This is a genomic window from Micromonospora sp. WMMA1923 (genome assembly GCF_049179195.1).
Taxonomy (GTDB): Bacteria; Actinomycetota; Actinomycetes; order Mycobacteriales; family Micromonosporaceae; genus Micromonospora; species Micromonospora yangpuensis.
This window is the reverse complement of record NZ_JBMHLZ010000001.1, coordinates 1,210,045-1,226,421: the sequence shown is the minus strand read 5'-3', so window position 1 is coordinate 1,226,421 and position 16,377 is coordinate 1,210,045. Positions and strand designations below refer to the sequence as shown.

General features: G+C 74.7%; 11 protein-coding genes. 9 read left to right on the top strand and 2 right to left on the bottom strand.

Going from position 1 to position 16,377, the window contains the following annotated elements; genetic code table 11:
* The first annotated feature begins 32 nt into the window (after positions 1-32).
* The 3 genes from ACN28G_RS05580 to ACN28G_RS05570 all read left to right on the top strand — a co-directional run bounded on the left by ACN28G_RS05580 (position 33) and on the right by ACN28G_RS05570 (position 4,316).
* Entirely contained in the window at positions 33-860 is an 828-nt protein-coding gene (locus ACN28G_RS05580) for a universal stress protein (protein ID WP_421478598.1), read from the top strand.
* A 157-nt stretch (positions 861-1,017) separates the two neighbouring features.
* Positions 1,018-3,411, top strand: coding sequence for a phosphoketolase family protein (locus tag ACN28G_RS05575; protein ID WP_421478596.1), 2,394 nt, complete (start codon positions 1,018-1,020; stop codon positions 3,409-3,411).
* Between the two features lie 5 nt (positions 3,412-3,416).
* Positions 3,417-4,316: a universal stress protein gene (locus tag ACN28G_RS05570; protein ID WP_421478594.1), complete on the top strand. Its 900-nt coding sequence runs from the start codon at positions 3,417-3,419 to the stop codon at positions 4,314-4,316.
* Between the two features lie 39 nt (positions 4,317-4,355).
* On the opposite strand, the gene ACN28G_RS05565 is transcribed toward ACN28G_RS05570, so the two are convergent.
* The gene (locus tag ACN28G_RS05565) at positions 4,356-6,257 is read right to left on the bottom strand and encodes a heavy metal translocating P-type ATPase (RefSeq protein ID WP_091435797.1); all 1,902 of its coding nucleotides are present in this window, start codon (positions 6,255-6,257) and stop codon (positions 4,356-4,358) included.
* A gap of 243 nt (positions 6,258-6,500) precedes the next feature.
* Between ACN28G_RS05565 and ACN28G_RS05560 the strand changes: the two genes are divergently transcribed.
* Both ACN28G_RS05560 and ACN28G_RS05555 read left to right on the top strand, forming a co-directional pair.
* Positions 6,501-7,508, top strand: a complete 1,008-nt coding sequence (locus tag ACN28G_RS05560) for an Acg family FMN-binding oxidoreductase (RefSeq protein ID WP_421478591.1) — start codon at positions 6,501-6,503, stop codon at positions 7,506-7,508.
* Positions 7,509-7,730: 222 nt separating this feature from the next.
* On the top strand, positions 7,731-9,359 hold the full coding sequence (locus ACN28G_RS05555) for a GAF domain-containing protein (protein ID WP_421480864.1): 1,629 nt from the start codon (positions 7,731-7,733) through the stop codon (positions 9,357-9,359).
* Positions 9,360-9,409: 50 nt separating this feature from the next.
* On the opposite strand, the gene ACN28G_RS05550 is transcribed toward ACN28G_RS05555, so the two are convergent.
* Positions 9,410-10,048: a response regulator gene (locus ACN28G_RS05550; protein ID WP_091435792.1), complete on the bottom strand. Its 639-nt coding sequence runs from the start codon at positions 10,046-10,048 to the stop codon at positions 9,410-9,412.
* A gap of 324 nt (positions 10,049-10,372) precedes the next feature.
* Here ACN28G_RS05550 and ACN28G_RS05545 point away from each other — a divergent pair, with 324 nt between their 5' ends.
* The 4 genes from ACN28G_RS05545 to ACN28G_RS05530 all read left to right on the top strand — a co-directional run bounded on the left by ACN28G_RS05545 (position 10,373) and on the right by ACN28G_RS05530 (position 16,292).
* Positions 10,373-11,347: an Acg family FMN-binding oxidoreductase gene (locus ACN28G_RS05545; RefSeq protein ID WP_091435789.1), complete on the top strand. Its 975-nt coding sequence runs from the start codon at positions 10,373-10,375 to the stop codon at positions 11,345-11,347.
* A 258-nt stretch (positions 11,348-11,605) separates the two neighbouring features.
* On the top strand, positions 11,606-14,362 hold the full coding sequence (locus tag ACN28G_RS05540; protein WP_421478589.1) for a fibronectin type III domain-containing protein: 2,757 nt from the start codon (positions 11,606-11,608) through the stop codon (positions 14,360-14,362).
* Between the two features lie 83 nt (positions 14,363-14,445).
* On the top strand, positions 14,446-15,276 hold the full coding sequence (locus tag ACN28G_RS05535) for a hypothetical protein (RefSeq protein ID WP_175440486.1): 831 nt from the start codon (positions 14,446-14,448) through the stop codon (positions 15,274-15,276).
* Between the two features lie 41 nt (positions 15,277-15,317).
* On the top strand, positions 15,318-16,292 hold the full coding sequence (locus tag ACN28G_RS05530; RefSeq protein WP_421478587.1) for a nucleotidyltransferase family protein: 975 nt from the start codon (positions 15,318-15,320) through the stop codon (positions 16,290-16,292).
* The last annotated feature ends 85 nt before the right edge of the window (positions 16,293-16,377 follow it).

Sequence of the window (16,377 nt, the reverse complement as noted above, 5' to 3'; positions counted from 1 at the left end):
AGCAAGGCAGCGACGCCGAAAGGTGGTGCCGGATGACCGCACCGCAGCCGTCGGCGGTGGTGGCCGGGCTCGGCTCGGCGACGGCGAACCCGACAGTGGTCCAGCTGGCCGCCCGGGAGGCCGCCGCGCACGGCCGACCCCTGCGCCTGCTGCACGCCTTCAACTGGGCGGCGGCCCTGGAGTCGCCCTCCCCGATCGGCCCCCGCGCCGAGGCCGAGCTGCTCATCGAGGAGGCCACCGGGATCGCCCACGAGGTGGCCCCGGTGGTCCCGGTCAGCGGCGACCTGGTCGAGGGCGGTGCCGTCGACGCGCTGATCCGCCGGTCGGCGTCGGCCTTCCTGACCGTCCTCGGCGACGGTGGGATGGCCCACTGCCCGGACTGCGTACCCGCCGACGCGCCGGCGGTCCAGGTGGCCGCCCGGGCCGAGTCCCCGGTGCTGGTGGTCCGCCGGGAGCCGCCCCCGCCGGGGCCGGTCCTGGTCGGGTTGGACGGCTCGGCCAGCTCCCGTACCGCGTTGGACTTCGCCTTCGACTGCGCGGCCCGTCGGTCCGCGCGGGTGCTGGCGGTCCGGGTGATCGAGCCGGACCGCCCCGACGCGGACGCCACCGCCCACCTCACCGAGGCGGTGGCCGACTGCGGTCGGCGGTACCCGTCGGTGGGCGCGGAGTGCCACACCATCCACGGCGATCCCGGCACCGTCCTGCTGGACCAGTCCCGCTCGGCGCAGCTGGCCGTGGTCGCGGCGCGCGGGGACGAGCCGTGGCGGGGACTGCTCGGCGCGGTCAGCCAGTCCCTGCTGTACCACTCGCCGGCGCCGGTGCTGGTGGTGCGGGGCCTGGCCGAGACGCCCACGGCGTGATGCCGGGACGCCGGCACGGTGGCGGGTCTTGCCGTCCGGTTCGACCGGGACCAATGGCCCTGCCCGCCGCCCCGGGCCGCCCGGCACCCTCGAAAGCGCCGGACCGCACGTCCCTTCCGGATGCAGAACTCCCCCACCCGCGAGAGGCTGAGACCATATGGACACCGCTGTGGACCTGGATGCTCCGCTGACCGACGACGAGTTGCGCCGGCTGGACGCGTACTGGCGGGCGGCCAACTACCTGACCGTCGGGCAGATCTACCTGCTGGACAACCCGCTGCTGCGGGAGCCGCTGCGCCCGGAGCACGTCAAGCCGCGGCTGCTCGGCCACTGGGGCACCAGCCCGGGGCTGAACCTGCTCTACGCCCACCTCAACCGGGTGATCGTGGCCCGCGACCTGAGCGCCATCTTCGTCACCGGGCCGGGGCACGGCGGCCCGGCGCTGGTGGCGAACACCTGGCTGGAGGGCACCTACAGCGAGCTGTACCACTCGATCGGCCGGGACGAGGCCGGCATGGCCCGGCTGTTCCGGCAGTTCTCCTTCCCCGGCGGCATCCCGAGCCACGTCGCACCGGAGGTGCCGGGTTCGATCCACGAGGGCGGCGAGCTGGGGTACGCCCTCAGCCACGCCTACGGCGCCGCGTTCGACAACCCGGACCTGCTGGTCGCCTGCGTGATCGGCGACGGTGAGGCGGAGACCGGGCCGCTGGCCGGCAGCTGGCTGTCCAACGTCTTCCTGAACCCGGCCCGCGACGGCGCGGTGCTGCCCATCCTGCACCTCAACGGCTACAAGATCGCCAACCCGACGGTGCTGGACCGGATTCCCCCCGCCGACCTGCGCGACATGATGCGCGGCTTCGGCTACCAGCCGTACCTGGTCGAGGGGGACGACCCGGCCACCGTGCACCAGCTGCTCGCCGCGACCCTGGACCGGGCGGTCGACGAGATCGCCGCCATCCAGCGACGGGCCCGCTCCGGCGGCCCGGTCGAGCGGCCCCGCTGGCCGATGATCATCCTGCGTACCCCGAAGGGGTGGACCGGCCCGCAGCGGGTCGACGGCAAGCAGGTCGAGGGGACCTACCGCGCCCACCAGGTGCCGATCTCCGAGGTCCGCGACAACCCGGAGCACCTGGCCGAGCTGGAACGCTGGCTGCGCGGCTACCGTCCGGAGGAGCTCTTCGACGCCACCGGCGCGCCGGTGGCCGAGCTGGCCGCCCTGCCACCGCGCGGAGCGCGCCGGATGAGCGCCAACCCGGTGGCCAACGGCGGCAGCGTGCTGCGCGACCTGGAGCTGCCGGACTTCCGGGCGTACGCGGTGGACGTGCCCCGCCCCGGCGAGCCGGTGACCGGCGCGACCGGGGTGCTCGGCCCCTGGGTCCGCGACGTGATCACCGCCAACCCGCAGACCTTCCGGCTGTTCGGCCCCGACGAGGTCGCCTCCAACCGGCTCGGGGCGGCCTTCGAGGTCACCGACCGGGCGTTCGTCGGTACGACCACCGCCGACGACGACCACCTGTCGGCCGACGGCCGGGTGATGGAGGTGCTCTCCGAGCACCTGTGCCAGGGCTGGCTGGAGGGTTACCTGCTGACCGGCCGGCACGGCATCTTCACCAGCTACGAGGCGTTCATCCACATCGTCGACTCGATGGTCAACCAGCATGCCAAGTGGCTGAAGACCACCCGGGGCATCGGCTGGCGGCAGCCGGTGGCCTCGCTGAACTACCTGCTCTCCAGCCACGTGTGGCGGCAGGACCACAACGGTTTCTCCCACCAGGATCCCGGCTTCATCGACCACGTGGTCAACAAGAAGGCCGAGGTGGTCCGGGTGTACCTGCCGCCGGACGCCAACACCCTGCTCTCCACGATGGACCACTGTCTGCGCAGCCGGCAGTACGTCAACGTGGTGGTGGCCGGCAAGCAGGCCGCCCCGAACTGGTTGACCATCGACGAGGCGATCCAGCACTGCCGGCGCGGCCTCGGCATCTGGGACTGGGCCAGCACCGACGACGGTGACGAGCCGGACGTGGTGCTGGCCTGCGCCGGGGACGTACCCACCCTGGAGACCCTGGCCGCCGCCGACCTGCTCCGCCAGCGGCTGCCGCAGCTGCGGGTACGGGTGGTCAACGTGGTCGACCTGATGCGGCTGCAACCCCCCTCGGAGCACCCGCACGGCCTGCCGGACAACGAGTTCGACACCATCTTCACCCGCGACCGGCCGGTCATCTTCGCCTACCACGGCTACCCGTGGTTGATCCACCGGCTCACCTACCGCCGGACCAACCACGGCAACCTCCACGTGCGCGGGTACAAGGAGGAGGGCACCACCACCACACCGTTCGACATGGTGATGCTCAACGACCTGGACCGCTTCCACCTGGTCATCGACGTGATCGACCGGGTGCCCGGACTGGCCGGTCGGGCCGCGCACCTGCGGCAGGAGATGGTCGACGCCCGGCAGGCCTGCCGGGACCACACCCGCCGGTACGGCGAGGACGACCCCCGCGTCGCCGAGTGGCGCTGGATCCGTGAAACCGACCCGACGAACAGCTGACGACGATGAGTGACGAGGAGATCCTGGTCGGCTACGACGGCTCGGCCGACGCCGACGTGGCGCTGGCCTGGGCCCTGGACGAGGCGACCCACAGCGGCCGGCCGGTCCGCCTGGCGTACGTCTTCGAGTGGCTGACCGTGGCCGGTTGGATCGGCCCCGGCGTCGCCCCCGGCATGTGGCCGGACGACACCGCCCGCCGGCAGGTCGAGGAGCTGGTCCAGCAGGCGGCCGGGGACGCCGCCGCCCGGCACCCCGGGCTGACCGTGCACGGGGAGGTCTTCGACGGCCCACCCTCGTTGGTGTTGCAGGAACGCTCCGCGCAGGCCGGTCTGCTGGTGCTGGGCAGCCGGGGTCACGGTGGCTTCGCCGGCCTGTTGGTCGGCTCGACGGCGGTCTCGGTGAGCGCCCACGCCCACTGCCCGGTGGTCATCGTCCGCACCGACACTGGCGGCGGTGGTGCGGGAGCCGGGGACGCGGTGGTGCCGGGTCGGCGGTCCGGGCCGGTGGTCGTCGGGGTGGACGGCTCCGACTCGTCGCTGCTGGCCCTGGGCTGGGCCGTGGAGCGGGCGGCGCAACGGGGGGTACCACTGCGGGTCGTCCGGGCCCGGTCGCCCGCGCAGTACCGGTCCCAGGGCTTCGACGCCGACGAGGCGGCGGCCACCGAGCAGACGGCGGTCGCCGACGCGCTGGCCCCGTGGCGGGAGACCTTCCCGGCGGTACCGGTCGACGTCGAGGTGGCCACTCAGAGCCCCCAGTCACTGCTGCTGGCGGCCAGCCGGGACGCCCAACTGGTGGTGGTCGGCACCCGGGGCCGCGGCGGGCTGCGGGGGATGCTGCTCGGCTCGGTCAGCCAGCAGCTCATCCAGCACGCCGCCAGCCCGGTGGCGGTGATCCGGCAACGCTGAACCGCGCCCCGGCCGGCCCCCGGGTCGGGCGGGGCGGGCTCACTCCTGGTGGCGCAGGCCACCGCGCAGCGCGCGGAGCGCGTTGAGGATCACCACCACGTCGATGCCTTCCTGCAGGAACGCACCGGCCACCGGGGGCAGCCGGCCGGCGGCGGCGACCAGCATCGCCAGCACGGCCAACCCCATGCCGACGGTGGCGCTCTGCACCGCGATCCGACGGGCGTACCTGGCGATCTCCACCGCGTCGGCCAGCCGGTCCAGCCGGTCGACGGTGAGCACCGCGTCGGCGACGTCGGCCGAGGCGGTCGCCCCGGTGGCGCCCATCGCCACCCCGACGTGCGCCTCGGCCAGCGCCGGGGCGTCGTTGACCCCGTCGCCGACCATCACGGTGGTCGCCCGTCGCGCCTCGGCCTGGACCCGCTGTACCTTCTCCGCCGGGGTGCAGCGGGCCAGCGCCTCGTCGACGCCGACGGCGCGGGCCACCCGGTCGGCGGTGCCGGGGCGGTCACCGGTGAGCATCACCAGCCGGGTCAGCCCGGCCTGCCGCAGCCGGTCCAGGGTCTGGGCGGCGTCGGGGCGTACCGGATCCTCCAGCAGGACCGCGCCGATCGGTCCGGTGTCGTCGCTCACCCAGACCGTCGAGTTGCCGGCGGACTCGGCGCGGTCGCGGACCCGCGCGGCCCACTCCGGCAGCTCACCGTCGAGCTGGCCGACCCGGACCAGCCGCCCCCCGACCCGTCCGCTGACGCCCCGCCCCGGCTCCTCGGTCACCCCGGTCGGCTCGGTGAGCGCCAACCCCCGCTCGTGGGCCTGCCCGACCAGCGCCGCCGCCAACACGTGCGGGGAGAGCTGCTCGACCGAGGCGGCCAGCCGCAGCACCTCGTCGCGGTCACCGCCGGGGGCCACGACCGTCTCGGCGGCCCGGGGCCGGCCGGCGGTGAGCGTCCCGGTCTTGTCCAACAGCAGGGTACGGGCCCGGCCCAGCAGCTCCAGCGAACCGCCGTCACGCACCAGCACCCCCCGCCGGGCGACCCGGGACAGCCCGGAGACGATCGCGATCGGGGTGGCCAGCAGCAGCGGGCACGGGGTGGCCACCACCAGCACCGCCACCGCCCGCACCACATCGCCGGAGAGCAGCCAGCCCAGCCCGGCCAGCAGCAGCGTGAACGGCACGAACACGGCGGCGTACCGGTCGGCGAGGCGGACCATCGGGGCCTTGCGGGCGGTGGCCTCCTCGGCCAGCCGCACGATGCCGGCGTACGTGCTGCGCGCCGCGTCGCTGGTGGCCCGCAGCCCGAAACCGGCACCGGCGTTGACCACCCCGCTGGCCACCTGCTGTCCCGCGGCCCGCGAGACCAGCTGCGACTCGCCGGTGACCACCGACTCGTCCAGGGTGGCCGGCTGCTCGGCCGTGCCGTCCACCGGCACCACGTCACCCGGGCCGACCAGCAACCGGTCACCCACCACGACCCGGTCCAGGGCCACCTGCTCGATGCCACCGGCGGCGGTACGTCGCCGGGCGGTCCGGGGGGCGTGTTCCAGCAGCGCCCGCAGGTCGCGGGTGGCCCGACGCTGGGCGTACGCCTCCAGGGCGCGTCCGGTGGCCACCATCACCGCGATCACCGCCCCGGCCAGGTACTCACCGACCACGAGCGCGCCGGCCAGGGCCAGCACGGCGATCACGTCCACCCCGAACCGCCGGTGCCAGAGCTGGCGCAGCATCGCCCAGGCGGCGGGCAGCAGCGCGGCCAGCGTCACCCCGGCCCAGAGCAGGTCACCTGCCCCGCGCCGGCCGGTCAGCACCAGCGCCGCGCCGACCAGCACCGCCACGGTCAACCCGGCCAGCGGCACCCACTGCCGCCAGCGTGACCACCGTCGCCGGGGCGTGTCGTCGCGCCGTGCCGGCCGCTGCGGCACGCACTCGGTAGGTCCGGCCCCCACCTGCGGATCGTCCCAGCGCCCCGGGCCTCGCGTGCGGTAAACCGGCACACCGGGCAGGCCAGCACGGCGTCCCGGCACACCGGGCGACGGACCGGCACACCGGGCGGGGGCCGAAGGGCCCGGGTGGGGCGGACCTGTGCCCGTGTCGGTCGGCGGCCCCGCCGACCGACCATGGATGGGCAACCCCGCCCCCGGCAGGTCCCGGCTGGGGCACGATGAGAGAAACGGAGAGGTCACAGACTGATGAGCCCTCAGACGCCGGCCACCCAGCGCCCGTTGACCATCGCGCTCGCCGAGGCCGCCGCGATGGCCGGGCACGCCCCGTCGGTGCACAACACCCAGCCGTGGCGGTGGCGGGTGCTGCCGGACGCCCTGGAGCTGCGTACCGCCTCGCAACGGCGACTGGCCGCCACCGACCCGGAGGGGCGGCTGCTGGCGTTGAGCTGCGGAGCGGCCCTGCACCACGCCCGGGTGGCGTTGCGCGCCGAGGGCTGGACGTCGGTGGTGCAGCGCAACCCCGATCCGGCCGATCCGGAGCTGCTGGCCCGGCTGACCGACCTGCGACGCGGCGCGGCCGACCCGCCGGCCATGCGCCTGGTGCAGTGCATGCAGGTCCGGCACACCGACCGGCGGCCGGTCAGCGCGGATCCGGTGCCGGCCGACCAGCTCACCGAGATCGTCCAGGCCGCCTCCGGGGAGGGCGCCCGGTTGCAGCTGCTGGACCGGGACCAGGTCCTGGAGTTGGCGGCGACCGCCTCGCACGCCGGCACGGTCGAGGCCGACGATCCGCAGCTGCGGGAGGAGCTGGCCTACTGGACCAGCCGTACCTCCGGTGCCGGGCTGCCGCCGGAGGTGCTGCCCGACCAGGCGCCGCAGACCACCGTGCCGGGCCGCGACTTCGGCCGCCCCGGCACCCTGCCGGTCGGGCCGGGGCACGACCGGGCGGCCGCGTACGCGCTGCTCTTCGGGGATGAGGACGAGCCGGAGAGCTGGCTGCGGGCCGGTGAGGCGCTCTCGGCCGCCTGGCTGGCCGCGACCCGGCTCGGGGTGTCGGTGGTGCCGCTGTCGGGCGTGGTGGAGGTGCCGGGCACCCGGCAGATCCTGCGTCAGCTCCTGGCCGGCCTCGGCTACCCGTACCTGGTGCTGCGGTTGGGTCTGGCGGACCCGGCGCACGCCGGGCCGCCGCACACCCCCCGGCTCGCCGTGGAACAGACCGTCGACACCTCGGCGGTACGCGACGCGCAGCGTTGAACCGGACCGGCGTCGCCCGTCACGCGGCCCGGACCGGCGACGCCCCGCCATGCGGCCCGGACCGGCGACGCCGTCGCTCGGGCGGGCCGCGACGGGCCGGCGGTGGGCGGTAGCATTCGGCGGGTGGCCGCCAGCGCACCCCGTTCCGGCAACGACCAGACGATCCCCTCGCTCGGGCTGAGTCCGCTGTCGCGGGTACGCCTCGACGAGCTGCTCCAGGAGATGCTGGACCGGGTAGGCGAGGTGGTGACCAGCCGGGAGCGGCTGCGGGCCCTGCTGGACGCGGTGGTCGGCATCGGCACCGACCTGGACCTGCGCAGCACCCTGCAACGGATCGTCGGATCGGCCTGTGAGCTGGTCGGGGCCCGCTACGGCGCACTCGGGGTGATCGGCGGTGACCGGTCACTGCACGACTTCATCACCCACGGCATCGACCCCGAGCTGCACGCCCGGATCGGCGACCTGCCGCACGGCCGGGGCGTGCTGGGGCTGCTCATCGACGAGCCCCGCCCGCTGCGGATGCCGGACATCACCCGACACCCCGGGTCGTACGGGTTCCCGGCGCACCACCCGCCGATGCACAGCTTCCTCGGCGTGCCGGTCCGCATCCGTGACCAGGTCTTCGGCAACCTGTACCTGGCCGAGAAGCAGGGTGCGGCGGAGTTCACCGAGGACGACGAGGAGATCGTGGTGGCGTTGGCCGCCGCCGCCGGGGTGGCCATCGAGAACGCCCGGCTGTACGCGCTGGCCCACCGCCGGGAACGCTGGCTGGCCGCCACCGCCGAGATCACCTCGGTGCTGCTCGGCGAGGTCCGGCGTACCGACGCGTTGACCCTGGTCGCCCGGCGGGCCCGGGAGGTCGCCGAGGCCGAACTGGCGGTGGTGCTGCTCTACGACGAGGACGCCCAGCAGTTCACCGTGGAGGTGGTCGACGGCGCCGACGAGCAGGCCCGCGCGCTGGTCGGGGCGGTGCTGCCGGCCGCCGAGACCACCTTCGCCGGCCCGGTCACCGAACGCCGCCACGCGCAGCTGGCCAACCTGGCCGAGGCGGCACCCTGGCCGGTGCCGGTCGCCGCCGGCCCGGCCGTGCTCTCCCCGCTGGCCGCCGCCGACACCCTGCACGGGGTGCTGCTGATCGCCCACGCCCCCGACCACGGTGGCGCCACCGACGACGACGTGGCCCTGCTGGGCAGCTTCGCCGGTCAGGCGGCGCTGGCCATGGAACGTGCCCGGGGCCAGGAGGAACGGGAGCTGCTGGTGGTCCTGGAGGACCGCGAACGCATCGCCCGGGACCTGCACGACGTGGTGATCCAGCGGCTCTTCGCCACCGGCCTGCACCTGCAGAGCGCCGTGCCGATCAGCACCCGCCCCGAGGTGGCCACCCGGATCAACGCCGCCGTCGACGACCTGGACGCCACCATCCGGGACATCCGCCGGACCATCTTCGAGCTGCGTACCCCGATGAGCGCGGCGCTGCGTACCGAGATCCGGGAGGCGGTGGCGGAGGCCGCCGCGCTGCTGGGCCACCGCCCGGTCGTGGAGCTGACCGGACCGATCGACAGCGCCGTGCCGGACGAGGTCCGACCCGACCTCACCGCCGTGCTGCGCGAGGCCCTCACCAACGCGGTACGCCACGCGCGGTGCACCCGGCTGACGGTGGCGGTGTCGGTGGCCGCCGGCCGGTTGACGGTCACGGTCAGCGACGACGGCACCGGCATGGATCCCGCCGCCGCCCGCAGTGGCCTGGTCAACCTGCGGCAACGGGCGCACCGCCACGGCGGCGAGTTCACCATCGACCCGGTCACCCCGCACGGCACCAGCCTGCGCTGGAGCGTCCCGCTGTCGGCCTGACCGGGCAGCTCAGTGGGCGTCTGCCGCCGGTCAGGCGGTGACCGGGCAGCTCAGGGACGTTTGCCGAGCAGGCGGGTGGCGAGGACGGCGGCCTGGGTACGCCGTTCCAGGCCGAGCTTGGCCAGCACGCTGGAGACGTAGTTCTTCACGGTCTTCTCGGCCAGGAACATCCGGCCGGCGATCTCCCGGTTGGTGAGCCCCTCGGCGACGTACTCCAGGATCCGGCGTTCCTGCTCGGTCAGTGACTGCAGCTCCCGGGGCTGCTCGACGCCGCTGCGGATGCGGTCCAGCACCCGGGTGGTGATCGCCGGGTCGAGCAGCGACTGCCCGGCGGCGACCCGGCGGACCGCGTCGACCAGGTCGGTGCCCCGGATCTGCTTGAGCACGTACCCGGCGGCACCGGCCATGATCGCGGCGAAGAGCGCCTCGTCGTCCTCGTAGGAGGTGAGGATCAGGCCCCGGATCGACGAGTCGACGGCCCGGACGTCCCGGCACACGTCGATGCCGTTGCCGTCGGGCAGCCGGGCGTCGAGGATCGCCACGTCCGGCCGGAGCGCGGGGATGCGGCGGGTGGCCTCCGTCGCCGACCCGGACTCCCCCACCACCTCGATGTCGCCACCGGAGGTGAGCAGGTCGGCAAGGCCACGGCGGACGACCTCGTGGTCGTCGAGAAGGAACACCCGGATCATCCCTCGTTTCTACCCCCTCGCCCCGGATCGCCGCAGGGCCGAAGGTCCCGTCACCCACCGACCGTGGTCGTGCCCCGCTCCCCCGGGGCGGGCCCCACTCTCCCGGGATGGGCCCCGCTCTCCCGGGATGGGCCCCACTCCCCCCGGGGTGAGGCCGGCCCGCTCCCCCGGCGTGGGGCCGGCCCCGCTCCATCGGGGTGGTGAGAAGGGGGCCCTTCTATACCGAAAGCGTTAACAGGGGGCCCTTCCTTTCAGGTCGTTGGGCCCTGACGGGGGGCGGGGGGTGGGGGGAGGGTGGGTGGTAGGTCGGGAGGGGGCGGGGTCATGGAGAGTGGGTTCGGGGTCGGGCAGTTGCGGGCCGCCGCCCGGGATGCGGTCCGCGCGCCGTCGATGCACAACAGTCAGCCGTGGCGGTTCCGGCTGCGCGAGGGCGGGATCGAGGTGGCGGTCGATCCGGACCGGCGGTTGCCGGCGGCCGACCCCTCGGGCTGGGCGGCGCGGATCGCCGGTGGGGCGGCGCTGTTCAACCTGCGGTTGTCGTTGGCGGTGGCCGGTACCCCGGCCCGGGTGCGGTTGCGGCCGTACCCGGGTGAGCCGGACGTGCTGGCCCGGCTGGTGCCGGACGTGCCCCGGGCGCCCACTCCTGCGCAGCGGAGTCTGCACGCGGCCGTGGCCCGCCGGTTCAGTCACCGGGCGCCGTTCTGGCCGAATCCGGTGCCGGCCGAGGCGCGTTGGCGGTTGGTGGAGGCGGCGCGGGCCGAGCAGGGTTGGCTGGAGCTGGTGATCGGGGTGAGCGCGGTGAACGCCTTCGCCGCGCTGGCGCAGAGCGCCCACCGGGTGCTGGACCGGGACCGGGCCTACCGGGACGAGCTGGCCGGTTGGGTACGCGGCGGTCCCGCCCCCGACGGGGTGCCGGCTGCCGCCGGTGGGCCGGTGGCGCAGCCGCAGGATCTGCTGCCCAGCCGGGCCTTCGGGGTCCGGGAACGCGCGCCCGGCCGGGACTTCGAGCCGGAGCCGCTGGTGGCGGTGCTCGGTGCCGCCGGGAACACCGCCACCGACCAGGTGGTCGCCGGGCAGGCGTTGCAGCGGGTGCTGCTCACCGCCACCGACGCCGGGCTGGCCGTGTCGCTGCTCTCCCAGCCGATCGAGGTGCCGGCGGCGCGGGAGGCGCTCCGGTTGTCGCTGGGGCGGTTCGGCACCCCGCAGATGGTGCTGCGGGTCGGGTACGGCCAGCCGGGGTGGCCGGTCGGTCGCCGTGACGTCGAGGAGTTTCTCGACCTGCCGGTGCGCCGGCGGTAGTCAGGGCCGGCGGGCCGTCCCGGGCGGAGTCGGCGTCGGATGAAAATCCGGCACCCGCCATACCCCCATTGAGCTGGGAACAGAGTCAGGTTTAGATCGATCTGGGCGAATATCATTCGCTTTCTCCCCACATCGACTCGGCCACCGGCCGAGCAGTTCGGCGTGCGCCGACGCCGCCGCCCGCCGACGACTCTGCACCGCCACCACCCCCAGCTCCCGAGAGGTAGGCACTGGATGCCCCGAACGTCCCGTTTACGCATGCTGGTAGCGGGGGTGATCGCCGGTTCGCTCGTCGCCTCGGCGATCACCACCCCGACCAACGCCGCAGCCCGGTCACCCGGCCGCACGTCCCCGGTGGCCGCGCAGCAGGCGGCCCCACCACAGGCCGCCCCACCGCAGGCGGCCCCACCACAGGCCGCGGCAGCGCCGGCCCCGCTGGTGGAGAAGGCCAAGCCGGTCAAGCCGGCCGCCCCGGCGAGGCCGAAGGCCGCCAAGAAGGGCACCACCGCCGTGGTGACCTGGAAGGCCCCGAAGGACAACGGCAACAAGATCACCGAGTACGTCGTCACCTCGTACCGCGACGGCCGGAAGGCGGCGACGAAGGCCTTCGACGCCAAGCAGACCAGCCGGAAGCTGACCCTGCCGTCGGCCAAGGGTGCCTGGACGTTCACCGTGGCGGCGAAGAACACGGCCGGCGTCGGCCCGGCCAGCAAGCGCTCCGCCCCACCGAAGCTACTCGCCCTGCCCAGCGCGCCGACCATCCGGGCGGTGACCGCCGACGTCACCACCGCGGTGATCAGCTGGAGCCCTCCGGCCTCCGACGGCGGCTCCCCGATCACCAACTACCTCATCTTCCCGTACATCGGTGGGGTGAAGCAGGCGTCGCAGACGGTGCCGGCCTCGCCGCTGACCGCCACCGTGGGCGGTCTGACCGCCGGGATCACCTACACCTTCACCATCGCCGCGCTGACCTCCCAGGGCCTCGGCCCGGAGTCCGCGCCGTCGCACCCGGTCGTCCCGAACGAGTCGCCGTGGGTCTTCTGGAACGGCAACAACGCCGAGGTCGGCGTGGCCTACAGCCAGAACGTCGGCGTCTCCCGGGGACAGGCACCGTGGACGTTCTCCATCACCTACGGCGCCCTGCCACCCGGGTTGACGCTCAACCCGAACACCGGCGTCATCGCCGGCATCCCCACCACGGCGGGCAGCTTCGCCTTCGTGGTCCGGGTGGTCGGCAGCGCCGGCGGGATCGGCAGCCGGCTGATCACCATCTCGGTCACCCCAGCGCCGAACATCGTCATTCCCGCCGTCCCGCTGGGTGAGGTCAACGCGCCCTACTCGCTGCGACCCACCGTGGTCGGCGGGGTGGCCCCGTACACCTGGTCGATCGCCGCCGGGGTGGTCCCACCCGGGCTGACCCTCGACCCGAACACCGGCGAGCTCAGCGGCCGGCCCACCACCGCCGGCACCTTCGGCGTCGACCTGCGGGTGACCGACGCCGCCGGGCTCAGCGACGTGCAGCAGGTCCGGATCGTGATCCAGCCGCCGACGGTGGTCACCCTGACCGCCAGCGCCAGCTCGGTGAACTTCGACAGCCCGGTCACCCTCACCGCCAACCTCGGCCCGGGTGAGGTCGAGGGCACGGTGACCATCTTCGACCGGCAGCGCACCGGGGTCACCGTCAACCTGGGCACCCAGACCGTGGCGTTCAGCCGGGCCAGCTTCACCCTGAAGCTGCCCGCCTTCGGCCTCAACCAGATCTTCGTCCAGTACGACTCCACAAACACCAACGCCGTGGCCATCTCCAACACGGTGTCGGTGCAGGTCAACGGGGTGCCGGGGCAGTTGCTCATCGACCAGTTCCGGCAGTCCGGCATCGCCAACACGCCCAGCCAGTTCGACCAGTACGTGGTGCTCTACAACAACACCTCGATCCCGATGCAGCTGCCCGGGATCAAGGTGGAGGCCCCCGGCGGCGTGGTGATCGAGATCCCGAACACCGCGACCACCATCGGCCCCCGGGTCGGTTACCTGATCGGCACGGCGCGGTACAACGTCGCCTTCCCGACCATCCCGGCGGACCTGCTGGTGCCGACCCTCGGGCCGGTGCCTAACACCGGCGGCACCGGCCTGCGGCTGCGGGTGCCCGACGCCGCCGGCACCATCACCGACGCGGCCGGCAGCACACCCGGCTGGTCCACCGGCACGCCGCTGCCGGCGTTCACCAGCCCGCCGACGGTCCAGAACGCCTGGGTACGACTGCGGGTCTCCGGCACGCCGCAGGACACCCGCGACAACCGGACCGACTTCCGGCTGGTCGCCAACGTGATCGGACCGGTCAACGGGGTGCCGTCCACGCTCGGCTCGCCGTCGCCGCTGCGCCAGTTCGGGCCGTTCGAGCAGAGCAACATCCTGCAGACCACCCTGCTCGACCCGACCAAGGCCTCCAACGCGGCCCCGAACCAGCAGATCATCGACGCCACCCCGACCAGCCCCAAACGGCTGATCATCCGACGCGCGATCACCAACCGGGGCGTCACCCCGGCGACCCTGGTCCGGCTGCGCATCTCCACGCTCAGCCAGGTCAACGGCGCGCCCATCCCGGGCACCCCCACCCCGCCCAACCCGGCGGAGTTGCGGGCGGTCAACCCGACCACGCCCACCGAGACGTTCACCGTCGGTGGACGGACGGTGACCGTGCAGAACCTCGACCTGGACCCGCCGTCGGTGGATCCGCCGGGCGGCGGGCTCTCCAGCACGCTGACCGCGCAACTGCCGCTGGGCGGCCTGCCGCCCGGTGGGACCGTCTACATCGCCCTCGTCTTCGAGGTGGACAAGGGTGGCACCTTCTGGGTCGGCTGGGACGTCGAGGCCATCGGTGGTGGCCCCGTCACCCCGCCGGGTCTCGCCGCCACGGCTGCGGTGACCCCGAAGACGCAGAAGGCGGCCAAGAAGGCCGCCGCGCAGCGGGCGAAGAGCCAACAGCTGACCAACGTACGGGGCAGCACCCGCTGACCCGTCCGACCAGCTGACCACCGGGTGGGGGCCGACGTGCCCCCACCCGGTGCTGTCCACCGAGAGCCAGGTGAGGAACGAGCATGCCAGTCAGATCCGCCTACGGGCTGCACATCCGGGGCCTGGACGGGGTCACCGAGCTGACCGCCACCGCGTACCCGCCGGCCGGAAGCCGACCGGTGACCGTGCGGCAACGCGACACCGAGGCACCGGAGCCGGTGCCGCTGGACGCCGACCGGGTGGTCCGCCCGCTCACCGACGGGCGCACCCTGGAGCTGGACCGGCGGCTGCGCACCGCGACCTTCTACGGCCCGCCGCTGGACCCGGCGGTGCTGGCCCACCCCTACCTCGCCCCGGTGGCGGTGATCTGCAACCGCTGGGCGGGGCGGGAGACCTTCCACGCCGGGGCGTTCGGGCTCGACGGCCGGGCCTGGGTGGTGCCCGGTGGGCGTACCGCCGGCAAGAGCAGCCTGCTCGCGGCGCTGGCCGCCCGGGGCGTACCGGTGCTCACCGACGACATCGCCGTCCTCGACGGTGACCAGGTGCTCGCCGGGCCGCGCTGCGTGGACCTGCGGGAGCCGGTGCCCGGCGTGGCGCTGCCCACCCGCGGCGTGCGCGACGGCAGCCGGCTGCGGATCGCCCTGCCCGCCGGGCCGCACCGGCTGCCCCTGGGCGGCTGGCTCTTCCTGCGCTGGGGCGACGGGCCGGCGTTGACGCCGCTGGGCCCGACCGAGCTGCTGGCCCGGCTCGCCGCCCTGCGTTCCCTGCCGGAGCTGCCCTCCGACGCGACCCGGCTGCTCGGCCTGGCCGGCGTCCCCGCGTACGAACTCACCCGCCCCCGCGACTGGACCGCCCTGGACGCCACCCACCGGCTGCTGACAGCCACCCTCACCCCGGTCGGGGCGGCCCGGTGACCGCCGGCACCGGCGGGCCCCTCCCGCCGGCCGATGGCCCGGTGACCGCCAACGCGGCGAGCGGCAGCGCGGCGAGCGGCGGCGCGGCGAGCGGCGGCGCGGCCTCCGCCGGTCTGGCGCTGCGCTGCCTCGCCCTGGACAGCGCCGCGCTGGCCACCAGCGACCTGCTGCGCCAGGCGGGAGTGCCGAGCGTGCTGCTCAAGGGCGCCGGCCTGGCCCACCGGCTCGGCGTCGAGCGCCTCTACGGCGACGTGGACCTGTTGGTCGCGCCGGCCAGCTTCGCCGCCGCGCAGACCGCGCTCGCCGCCGCCGGCTACCGACCCCGGGAGGACACCGCCCTGCACCGACGGTGGGGGCTCTGGCACGAGCAGACCTGGTCGGTCCCCGGCCCGGTGCCGTTCGTGCTGGACCTGCACCGTGGTTTCGCGCGGGTAGGCGACGCCGACGAACTGTGGACCGTGCTGTACTCCGGGGCCGAACCGGTCACCCTGGCCGGCGGCACCGTACTGGTGCCCGACGAGGCGGGCTGCGCCCTACTGGTCGCCCTGCACGCGGCCAGCCCCGGCGGCTCCGCCAGGCCCCTCGCCGACCTGGCCCGTGCCCTCGACGTGCTGCCGCTGCGGGTCTGGCCGGCGGCGGCCGCCCTGGCCGAGCGGTGCGCGGCGCTGTCCGCCTTCACCGTCGGGCTCCGGCTGCTGCCGGTGGGCGCGGCGGTGGCAGCCGGCCTCGGGCTGCCCGCGACCGGCGGACGGTCGTACCAGCTCGCCGCGCAGCGGGCCAGCCCGCTCGCGATCAACCTCGCCGACCTCGACGAGCTTTCCCGGTGGCGGCGGCTGCGCCGACTCGCCACGCTCGCCCTGCCCACCCCCGACCGCCTCCGGCTGGCCGACCCGCTCGCCGGGCACGGCGCGGGCACGCTGTTCCTGGCCCACCTGCGCCGGTACCGCCGGCACGCCCGCGCGCTGCCCCGGGCGCTGCGGGAGCTGCGCGCGGCCCGACGCCACCCCGAGGGCTGAGCGGCACGGCCGTGGTCAGTGGCGGTCGAACAGCCAGTGGCGGTCGAACAGCCAGTGGCGGTCGAACAGCCAGTGGCGGTCGAAC